Below are 11,996 nucleotides of genomic sequence, written 5' to 3'. Positions count from 1 at the left end.
CGGGCCTCTTCGTGAAAGCCGGGTGAGACCGCGGGTCAGCGGCGCCCGAGCAGGCCCTGCGGGCGGACATACATCACCGCCACCAGCAGCAGCAGCGCGGGAATCGTCCGGTAGGCCGGGGAGACGAGGTAGGCGGTGAGCGTCTCGAGGTAGCCGACGACGTAGGCCGCGATCAGCGAGCCCGAGACGCTGCCGAGGCCGCCGAGCACCACGATCGAGAAGGCGCTCGCCGTGAGCGGGCCGACGCTGTAGCTCGACACGCCGAGGAACTGGCCGAGCAGCACGCCCGCGATCCCGGCGAGCACGCCGTAGATCAGCCAGATCGCCACGTAGATCTTCGACAGTTCGAAGCCGAGCAGCGTGACGCCGCGGGGGTTCATGCTCGCGGCGAGCAAGACCTTGCCGGTGCGGGTGCGGTTGACGAGCAGCCACAAGAGCCCGATCGTCGCCCAGCAGACGACGGCCGTGAACACCTGGTTCCACGGCGTGCGCACGCCCGCGATGGTCACCACGCCCTCGACGATCGGCATCACCGTCTTGGCGTTGCTGGTGAAGAGGTAGGCGATGAATTCCTGGACCATGATGCCCCACAGGAGCGTGCCGGTGAGGATGAAGATCTCCTTCTCCTCCGGCGGGATCGCCCGGGACTTGTCGATCGGGCGCACCACGACGCCGTAGGTGGCGAGCGTGAGCACCGTGCAGACGGCGATGCCGGCGGCGGCGCCCGCATAGGAGCCGAGGCCGAGCTCACTCGACGCCGCCCAGGCCACCACCGCGGCGGTGACCATGAGCGCCCCGTGCGAGAGGTTCAGCACGCCCGAGACGCCGAAGATGAGGGTGAAGCCGGTGGCGCCGAGCGCGTAGAGCGCCGAGATGGCGAAGCCGTCGATGAGGATCTGGATCGCGGTCATGGCGCGGTTTTTGGGGCTCGCGGAAGAGGAGGAGGCGAGACGCGCCACTCCCGAGCGGGCTGACGCATCCATACATCGCCGGATGAAGCGCGGGTCTTCCCCTCTCCCCGCGGGCGGGGAGAGGGCCGTGTCACCGTCCAGGTGACGCGGCAAGCGGAGGCGGAGCCGGAGCGAGGGTGAGGGGGTCTCGACGCGTGAGGCTCCTCCGGACACATCCCCTCACCCTCGGGTCGATCCCTACGGGATCGATGCGTCGCCTCGCTGCGTTCCCTGGACGGGAACACAGCCCTCTCCCCGCGAGAAGTCGGGCCTGCCCGACTTCGTCCGTCGCTTGCAGATCCCGGGCAAGCCCGGGATCTGTCGGGGAGAGGAGGGATGCGCGCGACGCGGTGCGAGAACCGGCGGGCTCAAGCGGAGCGAGGCTCCCGCACTCGCGGGATCGACGTCAGTTCGCCGCCGTCCCGGCCTTGATGAAGCTCGGGAAGGTCATCTTCCCGTTGGCGACGCTCGAGGGCCAGATCGCCAGCTGCTTGCCGTCCTGCCACTGCATCATCATGCCCGAGACGAGGCCCGGGCCGTACTTGATCGAGTGGGTGAACTCGTCGTCCTTGCCGTAGAACTGGATGCGGCCGAGGGTGCCCTCCCAGTCGGTCTTCTCCAGCGCGTCGACGAGCTTGTCGGGGTCGGTCGAGCCGGCGCGCTTCACCGCGTCCGCGATGTAGTAGACCTCGTCGTAGGCCGTGTAGCCGGCGTAACCCGGATAGCTGCCGTACTTCGCCTTGAACGCCTCGGCGAAGGGCGCGGTCTTCGGCGTGACGTTGGTGCCGGGGGCGGCGAACATCTCGAACAGCACGCCCTCGGTCGCGCCGTTCGTCTCCTTCCAGAAGGTGGCGTTGGTCGCCTGCGAGGCGATGCCGATCATCGGGATCGGCACCTGCTGGCTGCGCCACTGCACCGTCGGCTGCACGCCGACATGCGAGATGCCGGTGACGATCACGTCGGGCTTGGCGCCCTCGACCCGGCTGAAGATCGGGTTGAAGTCGGTGGTGCTCGGCGAGAACCGGATGTGGTCGAGCACCTTGAGGCCGACCTGGGGCAGGCACTCCTTGTAGCCCTCGTCGAGCGGCTTCGTCCACGCCGCGTCCTCGCTCATGATGACGGCGGTCTTCATCTGGCGGCCCTCGACGAGGATCGCCTTGGCGGCGTCGCAGACCGCCTGCGCCTGCGCCTTCGAGGTCAGGTAGCCGTGGAAGGAGTACTTGTTGCGGGCGTAGTCCTTGTGGACGTTGAGCGGGATCTCGTTCGAGGCCGCGCCCGGGGTGATGAAGGGCAGCTTCAGCCGGGCTGACCAGGGCTGGAGCGCCAGCACCACCTCGCTGATGTAGCTGGCGATCACGGCGTGGGCCTTGTCCTCGCTCGCCGCGCGCTGGAAGGCACGGACCGAGTCGGCGGCCGAGCTCTTGTTGTCGTAGGTGATGATCTCGATCTTGCGGCCGTCCATCCCGCCCTTGGCGTTGATCTCGTCGGCGGCGAGCTGGGCCGCCTGCGGGATCGAGGCCCCGGCGATCGCCTGCGCCTCCGCGATCACCGCGATGCGGATCGGATCGGCGGCCTGAACGGTCGAGAGCGAGGCATTGGCAGCCAACAGGATGGTCGAACCAAGCAACGCACGGACGAGCCGCCGCCCGGCGACGGATGCGCATTCCAGCATGACGTTCCCTCTTCCGGCCGCTGTTCGATTGTTGGCGTCGCGGCTCGGACCAGGAGTGTAACGAGCGGTGGATCGATCACAAGATGCTGATCGGCGCCGACATGCGGAACGAAGGAGCGCGGCGGCGAGCCATCGCGTGGGCGCATGGCTGGGGGGCGGGGAGGCCCGTCGACAGGCACGAGGCTTCCTCAACGGCGGACCGTGCGGGCAGCAGCGGCAGGAGCGCGCCGAGATCTCGTGCGCGGGCCGAGGACCGCCCGATATCCGGCCCGTCCCCGCTCTCATGGAGAGTCCGGAACCCGTCCGCGTCATTCCCCGGCCGCGCGGCGCCGGGAACGACGCGACGGGTTCGACGTCGGTCCGCGCGCAGGGATGGAGCCGCGTGCGGCTCCAAAAGCGCGTCGTGCGAAGCGCCCCCGGGGGTCTGCCCGGGGGGCGCCGTCTCACGCCTTCTCGAGCACGTAGGTCCCCGGCGCCGGACCCAGCGACGGCAGGACCCCGCCGCCGGGCTGGCGCGCCGGCACCCGCTCGCCGTTCTGGTATTCCAGCCATTGCAGCCAGTACGGCCACCACGAGCCCTTGTGCTCGGTCGCGGTGGCGATCCAGTCCTGGAGCGAGCCGTAGGCCGGACCGCCGGTCCAGTACTGGTACTTGGGCTTGGCCGGCGGGTTGACGACGCCGGCGATGTGGCCCGACCCCGCCAGCACGTAGTCGACCGTCCCGCCGAAGGCGCGGCAGCCCTCGAAGACCGAGAGCGCCGGGGCGATGTGGTCCTCCCGCGTCGCCAGGTTGAAGACCGGCACCGTCACCTTGCCGAGGTCGAGGCGCACGTTGCCGAGCATCATCTCGCCGCGCGACAGCTTGTTGTCGAGATAGCAGTTGCGCAGGTAGAACGAGTGGTTGGCGGCCGGCATCCGGGTCGCGTCGGAGTTCCAGTACAGGAGGTCGAAGGGCAGCGGCGCCTTGCCCTTCAGGTAGTTGTTGACGACGTAGGGCCAGATCAGGTCGTTGGGCCGCAGCATGTTGAAGGCATTGGCCATCTTGGCGCCTTCGAGGTAGCCGCGGCTCTGCATGCCGGATTCGATCGAGCGGATCTGCGCCTCGTCGACGAAGACCTTGAGATCGCCGGCATGGGTGAAGTCGACCTGGGTGGTGAGGAAGGTGGCGCTGGCGATGCGGTCGTCACCCACCGCCGCCATGTAGGCGAGGCTCACGGCCAAGAGCGTGCCACCGACGCAGTAGCCTACCGCCGAGACCTGGCGCTCGGCGGTCGCCCGCTCGATCGCCTCCAGTGCCGCGAAGATGCCCTCGCGCATGTAGCTCTCGAAGTCCTTGCTCGCGTGGCGCGCATCCGGGTTGACCCAGGAGATCACGAACACCGTCAGGCCCTGGCTCACCGCCCAGCCGATGTAGCTCTTGTCCTTGTTGAGATCGAGGATGTAGTACTTGTTGATCCAAGGCGGCACGATCAGCAGCGGGCGCTTGAGCACCGTGTCGGTCTGCGGCGCGTACTGGATCAGCTCGATCAGGTCGTTGCGGAACACCACCTCGCCGGGGGTGCTCGCCATGTTGACGCCGACCTTGAACTGGCCCGGGTCGGTCTGGCGCACACGCAATTCGCCGCCGCCGGCCTCGACGTCCTCGGCCAGCATCTTCATGCCGCGCACGAGGTTGGCGCCGTTCTCGCGGAACGTCTCGCGGATCAGCTCCGGGTTGGTGGCGAGGAAGTTCGACGGCGACATCGCGCCGGAGATCTGCCGGACGTAGAACTGCGCCTTGGCGCGGGTGTGGTCGTCGAGTCCTTCCGCCTCGTCGACCAGGATCTCGGCCCAGCGGGTGGTGATCAGGTAGCCCTGCTTCAGGAAGTCGAAGACCGGGTTCGTCGTCCATTCGGGCGCGGCGAAGCGCTTGTCCTTGGGATCGGGCAGGGCGACGGGGGTGACCGTCGTCTCGCCCTGCATCCGTTGCAGCGTCGAGCCCCACAGGGCCAGGAACTGGCCGCCGATCAGGCTCTGGGCCTCCAGCGCCTTCTGCGGATCGGCGAACCACTTCTCGGCCACGGTGCCGAGGGTGCGCACCACCTCCGTCACCGATTCGGCGAGGGCGGTGTTCGGCTTGCCCTCCTCGAGGGGCTTGGCGTAGGCGGCGAGCGCCCGGCTGAACTGCTCGGTCATCAGGCCCGCGTTGCGCGACAGGGCCTCCACATCCGCAACCGGCGCCGTACTCCTCTCAGACGTCACGCGCGTTCTCCTCCCTCATGTCGACGGTCCGCCGCAGCAAGCCGCCTTTCCGACAAAATATCGTCGCAAACCCCCGGTTCCGCCAGATGACCGGACCGGGTTTCCTCACCGCCACGGTGCCCTCGCGCAAGGTTTCCCAGACGTCATGCCCGCGTTCCCCGCTCTTTCGCCCGTCGCCGCCCGTGCCGCAATGCTCCTGGCGCTTGTTCCGGCCTGCCTGTCCGCCGGCGGCTGCGTCCTCGACGGGGCCGGCATCCGCGACGCGGCGAAGTCCGCCGGGTTCGGCCCCAAGGAGGTCGCGGCGCCCGACTTCGTGCGCGAGACCCGCCGCGGGGGCGGCGACTTCCTGCCCGTCGGCGAATCGGCCCCGCCTCGCGAAACCCGCGCCAAGTCGGCCGCCGGGGTGAAGGAGCTCGAGGCCGATCTCGATGCCAGCCGCAAGCGCAACGAGGCCAGGGGCCGCGACGCCGCCAAGGTCGGCGGCGCCGTCAAGCCGCCGGCTCCGCCCAAAATCCCGCCAGCCGAGTGACGCAACGCCCCGCCCCGAACTTCCGCTCGCCCCAAAACCCCTCTAGACAGCGTGTGTGACACGCGCGTCGCAGCGGCGGCGCCGATCCAGGACCCGGCCATGACCGATTTTCATCGCATCAAGCGACTGCCCCCCTACGTCTTCGAGCAGGTCAACCGGATCAAGGCCGCCGCCCGCGCCAACGGCGCCGACATCATCGACCTCGGCATGGGCAACCCGGACCTCGATGCGCCCCGCCACGTAATCGAGAAGCTGGTCGAGACCGCCGGCAAGCCGCGCACCGACCGCTACTCGGCCTCGAAGGGCATTGCGGGCCTGCGCCGCGCCCAGGCGAACTACTACCAGCGCCGCTTCGGCGTCTCGCTCAACCCCGACACGCAGGTGGTGGCCACACTCGGCTCCAAGGAGGGCTTCGCCAACATGGCGCAGGCCATCACGGCGCCCGGCGACGTGGTGCTGGTGCCCAACCCGAGCTATCCGATCCATGCCTTCGGCTTCCTGATGGCCGGCGGCGTGGTTCGTTCGGTCCCGGCCGAGCCGACCCCGGCCTTCTTCCCGGCGGCCGAGCGGGCGATGCAGCACTCGATCCCCAAGCCCGTGGCGATGGTGGTCTGCTATCCGTCGAACCCGACGGCCTACGTCGCCTCGCTCGACTTCTACCGCGACCTCGTCGCCTTCGCGAAGAAGCACGAGCTGATCCTGCTCTCCGACCTCGCCTACGCCGAGGTCTACTTCGACGATCACAACCCGCCGCCCTCGGTGCTCCAGGTGCCGGGCGCGATCGACGTTGCGGTCGAGTTCACCTCGCTCTCGAAGACCTTCTCGATGGCCGGCTGGCGCATGGGCTTTGCCGTCGGCAACGAGCGGCTGCTCGCGGCGCTGACGCGGGTGAAGTCCTACCTCGATTACGGCGCCTTCACGCCGATCCAGGTCGCCGCGACCGCGGCGCTCAACGGCCCGGAGGACTGCATCCACGAGATGCGCGCCACCTATCGCCGCCGCCGCGACGCGATGGTCGACGCGTTCCAGAAGACCGGCTGGGACATCCCGGTGCCCTCCGCCTCGATGTTCGCCTGGGTGCCGATCCCCGAGCGCTTCCGCGGCCTCGGCAGCCTTGAATTCTCGAAGCTGCTCGTCGAGAAGGCCGACGTGGCGGTGGCGCCGGGCATCGGCTTCGGCGAGCACGGCGACGATTACGTGCGCATCGCGCTGGTCGAGAACGAGCAGCGCATCCGTCAGGCCGCGCGCAACATCCGCCGCTTCTTCGACAACGCCGACCGCACGCTGCACAACGTCGTGCCGATGCAGAAGGTCGGCTGAAGTCAGACCTTGTGGCCGGGGGGCGACAGGGTGGCGCAATCGTGCCGCTCCCGCGGCTCCGGGTTGATCCGGGGCCCGCGCGGCGTCAGGGTATGGTCAAGTTTGGCTCCACCCTGGGTATCCAATGCGTCGCTCGCTGAAGCTCGTCGTTCTCGCCGCCGCGGCCGCCCTGCCGGCCGCCTGCGCGCCGAACCCGATCATCGCCCGCGACCCCGTCCCGGCGCCTAGCCCCGACATCGCCTATCGCTGCTCCTCGACCCCGGTGCTGCTCAACGGCTACTGGGCCGATTGCGACCGTGTGCGGCGCGAGCGCGAGGTCGTGGTCCGTACCAAGGGCTGACGCGAGCCTCCGCCCGGGAGAACCTCTACTGAGGACACCACGCCGCGCCCTGGAACCGGGCGCGGCTCCCCGCGCGTTAACCGGCATCGCTCACCAGAGGATGCCCGCGTGGTCACCCGTCTCCTCCTGCCGCTCGCCGCCCTGGCCTGCCTCACGGGCCCCGCCCTCGCGCAATCGCCGCTCGCGGTGCGGGTGCGCCCGCCGGTGGTCGAGCCGGACATCTACAACCGCGCCGCCGCGCCCGGCCCCTCCGTCCTGCAAGTCTCGCCCGACTTGGTCGCCGGCCCGCTGCCGGTGGGACGCACCGGTCTCGTGGCGATCCGTGCCGTGCCGGTAGCCGCCGTGATGAACGGCGGCGCCTTCGGGCCGACCGGCTTCGGCTACTACAATGACGGCGTGAGCGAGGGCCCGCTCAACCGCCCGCACCGCATGGCCGATTACGTCCTCGGCAGCCGGGCCTACTGACCCTCACCCCTCCTGATAAGGACACGTCCATGCGCGCACGCCTCCTCGCGGCGGGTCTCCTCGCCGGTTTCGCGACTCTCGCCGCTGCCTTGCCGGCCGCGGCCCAGAGCGTCGGCTACGTCACCGGTTTCCCGGGCCGGGACCCGGCCGGCGACGACGAGATCGGCTGGGGTCCGGCCTACCGGCCCGAAACCAGCTTCTCGCAGCCCGGCACCCCGCCGACTCCCGGCGATTTCGCCGGTGCGGCCTATCGGGCGCGCACCGGGCACGGTCCCTACGACGCGGTCCAGGCCCCGATGCGCCCGGTCCGCGGCTACCAGTACCAGGCACCGGGCGACGGCTACGCGCCGGCGGGGTATTACGGTGAGCCCGGCTACGCCCCGCGGTCGCGGGCGGTGCGGGTGAAGCACCGGCACCACGCGAAGGCGAAGATGCACCGGGTGTCCCGGCAGGTGATGCGCTGAGGCCGAGCAGACGCCCCGCGCAACGATTTTCCCATCAGCCGAGCGATCCCGGAGCCGCGTAGCGGGAGCCGGGATCCACGAACGCCGACGGACCAGGACGAAGCGGAACGCTGACCGCCTCTTCCCCTGATGTCGGCGGTTTACGGATCCCAGGTTCTCGACGTCGTCGGGCCCCGGGATCCTGCGTGTCTGGACCGTCGTGTCGATTTACGCGCGAACCGTCCGCCCCTCACGCGAACCCCTCCAGCACGATCTTCCCCTTCGCCCGGCCGCTCTCCAGCAGCGCGTGCGCCCGGCGCAGGTTGGCGGCGTTGATCGGGCCGAAGTGGTCGGCCAGCGTCGTGCGCAGCCGCCCGGCATCGACCAGCCGCGCCACCTCGTCCAGCAACGCGCCTTGCGCCGCCATGTCGACCGTGCCGAACATCGATCGGGTGAACATCAGTTCCCAGTGCAGCGACAGGCTCTTGCGCTTGAGGAGCGAGACGTCGAGCGTCGCCGGATCGTCGATCAGCGCGAGCCGGCCCTGCGGCGCCAGCAGCTCGACGAGCGCCGGCAGGTGCGTGTCGGTGTGGGTGGTCGAGAAGACGAGGCCCGGGGCGCCGAGGCCGAGATCGGCCACCGCCTGCACCAGCGACGCCCCGTGATCGACGACGTGGTGCGCGCCGAGCTCCCGGCTCCAGGCCTGGGTCTCCGGCCGCGAGGCGGTGGTGATGACCGTGAGGTCGGTGAGCTGGCGCGCGAGCTGCGTCGCGATCGAGCCGACGCCGCCGGCCCCGCCGACGATCAGCACGGCGTTCGCCGCGCCCGGCACGGGTTTGCGCACGTCGAGCCGGTCGAACAGCGTCTCCCAGGCGGTGATCGCGGTGAGCGGCAGGGCCGCCGCCTCGGCGAAGGAGAGGGAGGCGGGCTTGTGGCCGACGATGCGCTCGTCGACGAGGTGGAACTCGGCGTTGGTGCCGGGGCGCTCCAGGGCGCCGGCGTAGAACACCTCGTCGCCGGGGCGGAACCGCGTCGCCTCCGGGCCGGCGGCGACGACGACGCCGACAGCGTCCCATCCGAGCACCTTCCAGCCGCCCGCCTCGGGGGCGGCACGGCGGCGCACCTTGGTGTCGACGGGGTTCACCGACACCGCCCGGACCTCGACCAGAAGGTCGCGCCCCGTGGGCTCCGGGCGGGGCAGGGTGATGTCCTGGAGGGCGGCCTCGTCCTCGATCGGCAGGGAGGTCTGGTAACCGACGGCGCGCATGGGCGGGCTCCTTGATGACTGGAGCGGAGATGACCGCTACCCTCGGCGCGCGCAAGAACGCACATGAAGCGCCCATAGTGTCGAAAAGGATACCGTCATGGCCCGCACCCGGCACCGCAGCCTGGAATGCAGCCCGGGCTGCGCCGTTGAGGCGACGCTCCAGCTGATCGACGGCAAGTGGAAGGGCGTGATCCTCTACCACCTGCTGGCCGAGGCGCCGACGCCGGAGGATTCGCTGCGGTTCAACGCGTTGCGCCGCCGGATGCCGAACGTGACCCAGCGCATGCTGACCAACCAGCTGCGCGAGCTGGAGGCGGACGGGTTCGTCCACCGCACGGTCTACGCCGAGGTGCCCCCGCGGGTGGAGTATCGCCTGACCGAGCGCGGCCGCAGCCTCGAGCCGGTGATCCGGGCGCTCAAGGCCTGGGGCGACGCGCACGCGGCGCTGGCGCCGGGGGCCGACGCCGCCTGAGCCGTCAGCGCGACAGGCTGCGGAAGGTGCAGACCCGGCCGCGATCCTCGTAGCCCGCCGGGCACTGCGCCACGCAGGCGCCGGCGGCGAACTTGAGGGGAGGGCGGCAATAGCTTTCCTCCGCTTGCGCCCGAAGGGGCGGCGGCCGCAGGAGCGTGACCAGGATCGTCACGGCGGCGGTCAGGATGATCCCGAGGGCGACGAGGCGCAGCACGGCTCCCCACTCCTGCGACATGTGCACTGCACCAGCGGATATGGGGCGGGGCCGCAGCGCCGACAGGGCCGATGGCCTGTGCGGCATTGCGGTCAGGCCCCTCGACCCGCTTGACCCGACCCGGCAGACGTGAGCCCTCTGACGGGCGACCGGCCACGCTGCCAGCCCGCGAGCAGCACAGCCCCCGCCCTTGGCGCAGGGAAAGGACAGGACCGAACACGATGGCGGAGCTTAGCCGTCCGGATCTCGAATACCGCCTCAAGCAGCAGAAGATCCTGTCCGAGTTCGGCGTCGAGGCCCTGCGCGCCGACGATCTCGGCCGGCTGCTGCAACGCGCGACCGAACTGTGCGCGGAGGGGATGTCGGCCGAGTTCTGCAAGGCGCTGGAATACAAGCCCGGCCAGGACACGCTTCTCGTCATCGCCGGCGTCGGCTGGGGGCCGAACGTCGTCGGCCACGCCCATGTCGGGGCCGATCTCGCCTCGCCGGCAGGCTACGCCCTCAAGACCGGGCAGCCGGTGATCTCCAACCACCTGGAGAACGAGCGCCGCTTCCGCACGCCGCAGCTGATGGCCGATCACGGCGTGCGTCGCGCCCTCAACGTGCTGATCCGCAACCGCGAGGGCGATTTCGGCGTGCTGGAGGTCGACGACACCCGCGAGGGCCAGTTCGACGAGGCCGACATCGCCTTCATGCAGGGCTTCGCCAACCTGCTCGGCGGCGCCATCGAGCGCCAGCGCTCGGAGGCGCGGCTCCAGGCCGCCCTCGACCGGCAGGAACTGCTCACCCGCGAGATGAGCCACCGGGTCAAGAACAGCCTCGCCACCGTGGCGGGCCTGCTCTCGCTCCAGGCCCGCACCACCGAGAGCCAGCAGGCCCGCGATGCCCTCGCCGACGCCCGCTCGCGGGTCGATGCGGTGGCGCAGGTGCACGACCAGCTCTGGCGCCAGCCGGACCTGGCGGCGGTGGAGCTGTCGGGCTTCCTCGGTTCCCTGTGCGAGAAGCTGCGCGAGAGCGCGCCGGGCCACGCCATCACCTGCGAGGCCCCGGCGATGCCGATCCCGGCCGACCTCGCGATCCCGCTCGGGCTGTTCGTCAACGAGCTCGTCACCAACGCGGTCAAGTACGCCTATCCGGGTGGCGACGGCCCGGTCCGCGTTCAGGCGGTGCCGGACGGCGAGGGCAAGGTCCGCCTCAGCGTCTCGGACGACGGCGTCGGCCTGCCCGAGGGGTTCGACACGGCCGCGGCCCGCCGCAGCCTCGGCATGCGGGTGATCCATGGGCTCGCCCGCCAGCTCGGCGGCGATCTGGCCGTGTCGGGCACGAACGGGGCGTGCTTTGCCCTGACGCTCGATCTCGCCGGGGCGTAGGAGTAGACCCTGGTCGGCCAATCCCAGTCCGATTCCATCGAAGGAATGTGGGGAGGATGGTGATCCTGCATGCGGAAGCTTGGATGCAATGAGCGTCGATCGGTTGCGCCTCGTGCTCAGGGTGCTGGAGTTGCTGGTAGCGCTCGCCACCGGCATGTTGATAGGTCGCAACTTTCTTGCGCCTTCGCAGCAAACTCGACCTTCCTCCGAAAGGACCACGATCGCAAAAAGTGAGAGCGATTGTTACAAAAATTTCCTTCAAGGACTTTCGAAAGAACCTCAAGGGAGTGAAGGGCAGGATTCGGTTTCGATCGAAGTCAGGAAGATCGAACGTAAGGCAGCAAAAATCGATGAGGCGCTGCAAAGAGCCGGGCCGCCGAATTCGCTTATGCCTGGATGCTAAAGCGGTGCATGATCAGCAAAATAGTTAAATTTATCAACATAATTTATGATATTTTTGATAAAAAATAACTCATAATGCATTAAAAAATTCAAAAATGCACCGTATAAGAGGGAAAATGACCTAATTAATTAGGAAACACTGCCAAAAATCAGTGTACTACGAGCATATAGGCAAGATTTGCCGAAAATATTTGTCATACAGTGCAACTATGATCGCCATCGCTGCGGAATACGCTTGAAGATAGTCTATGATTGTCCAATCAGGGAGCTGTGATTTCGCTCCCGCCAGTGCAATTAGACATATCCGGATCG

At 68.9% G+C, this 11,996-nt stretch carries 13 protein-coding genes; 8 read left to right on the top strand and 5 right to left on the bottom strand.

Annotated elements, in window-relative coordinates; all coding sequences use genetic code 11:
- Nucleotides 1-35: 35 nt before the first annotated feature.
- The 3 genes from ACS5PV_RS06660 to phaC form a co-directional block, all read right to left on the bottom strand.
- Entirely contained in the window at nucleotides 36-911 is an 876-nt protein-coding gene (locus tag ACS5PV_RS06660) for a branched-chain amino acid ABC transporter permease (protein ID WP_455394560.1), read from the bottom strand.
- Nucleotides 912-1,356: 445 nt separating this feature from the next.
- Entirely contained in the window at nucleotides 1,357-2,622 is a 1,266-nt protein-coding gene (locus ACS5PV_RS06655; protein ID WP_455394559.1) for an ABC transporter substrate-binding protein, read from the bottom strand.
- Between the two features lie 443 nt (nucleotides 2,623-3,065).
- Nucleotides 3,066-4,862 (bottom strand): class I poly(R)-hydroxyalkanoic acid synthase, encoded by a 1,797-nt coding sequence (gene phaC, locus ACS5PV_RS06650; protein WP_455394558.1) that lies wholly within the window; start codon nucleotides 4,860-4,862, stop codon nucleotides 3,066-3,068.
- A 190-nt stretch (nucleotides 4,863-5,052) separates the two neighbouring features.
- On the opposite strand from phaC, the gene ACS5PV_RS06645 reads away from it, so the two are divergent.
- The 5 genes from ACS5PV_RS06645 (at nucleotide 5,053) to ACS5PV_RS06625 (ending at nucleotide 7,980) form a co-directional block, all read left to right on the top strand.
- A complete protein-coding gene (locus tag ACS5PV_RS06645) occupies nucleotides 5,053-5,391 on the top strand; it encodes a hypothetical protein (protein ID WP_455394557.1) in 339 nt (112 codons plus the stop codon).
- A 99-nt stretch (nucleotides 5,392-5,490) separates the two neighbouring features.
- Nucleotides 5,491-6,711, top strand: coding sequence for an LL-diaminopimelate aminotransferase (locus ACS5PV_RS06640; protein ID WP_455394556.1), 1,221 nt, complete (start codon nucleotides 5,491-5,493; stop codon nucleotides 6,709-6,711).
- Nucleotides 6,712-6,835: 124 nt separating this feature from the next.
- Nucleotides 6,836-7,051, top strand: a complete 216-nt coding sequence (locus ACS5PV_RS06635; RefSeq protein WP_455394555.1) for a hypothetical protein — start codon at nucleotides 6,836-6,838, stop codon at nucleotides 7,049-7,051.
- Between the two features lie 108 nt (nucleotides 7,052-7,159).
- Complete coding sequence (locus ACS5PV_RS06630; protein WP_455394554.1) at nucleotides 7,160-7,516, top strand: hypothetical protein; 357 nt, start codon at nucleotides 7,160-7,162, stop codon at nucleotides 7,514-7,516.
- A gap of 29 nt (nucleotides 7,517-7,545) precedes the next feature.
- On the top strand, nucleotides 7,546-7,980 hold the full coding sequence (locus ACS5PV_RS06625; RefSeq protein ID WP_455394553.1) for a hypothetical protein: 435 nt from the start codon (nucleotides 7,546-7,548) through the stop codon (nucleotides 7,978-7,980).
- A 229-nt stretch (nucleotides 7,981-8,209) separates the two neighbouring features.
- Here the strand turns inward: ACS5PV_RS06625 and ACS5PV_RS06620 are convergent, their stop codons facing one another.
- Nucleotides 8,210-9,226: a zinc-binding alcohol dehydrogenase family protein gene (locus ACS5PV_RS06620; protein ID WP_455394552.1), complete on the bottom strand. Its 1,017-nt coding sequence runs from the start codon at nucleotides 9,224-9,226 to the stop codon at nucleotides 8,210-8,212.
- A gap of 97 nt (nucleotides 9,227-9,323) precedes the next feature.
- Here ACS5PV_RS06620 and ACS5PV_RS06615 point away from each other — a divergent pair, with 97 nt between their 5' ends.
- Nucleotides 9,324-9,698, top strand: coding sequence for a winged helix-turn-helix transcriptional regulator (locus ACS5PV_RS06615; protein WP_455394551.1), 375 nt, complete (start codon nucleotides 9,324-9,326; stop codon nucleotides 9,696-9,698).
- A gap of 4 nt (nucleotides 9,699-9,702) precedes the next feature.
- On the opposite strand, the gene ACS5PV_RS06610 is transcribed toward ACS5PV_RS06615, so the two are convergent.
- The gene (locus ACS5PV_RS06610) at nucleotides 9,703-9,912 is read right to left on the bottom strand and encodes a hypothetical protein (RefSeq protein ID WP_455394550.1); all 210 of its coding nucleotides are present in this window, start codon (nucleotides 9,910-9,912) and stop codon (nucleotides 9,703-9,705) included.
- A 221-nt stretch (nucleotides 9,913-10,133) separates the two neighbouring features.
- Here ACS5PV_RS06610 and ACS5PV_RS06605 point away from each other — a divergent pair, with 221 nt between their 5' ends.
- Nucleotides 10,134-11,282, top strand: coding sequence for a sensor histidine kinase (locus tag ACS5PV_RS06605; protein ID WP_455394549.1), 1,149 nt, complete (start codon nucleotides 10,134-10,136; stop codon nucleotides 11,280-11,282).
- 88 nt (nucleotides 11,283-11,370) lie between these two features.
- Complete coding sequence (locus ACS5PV_RS06600) at nucleotides 11,371-11,685, top strand: hypothetical protein (protein ID WP_455394548.1); 315 nt, start codon at nucleotides 11,371-11,373, stop codon at nucleotides 11,683-11,685.
- The last annotated feature ends 311 nt before the right edge of the window (nucleotides 11,686-11,996 follow it).

This window comes from Methylobacterium sp. Gmos1 (assembly GCF_053764715.1).
The sequence above is the reverse complement of the archived record's forward strand: the minus strand, read 5'-3'. Positions and strand labels throughout refer to the sequence as shown.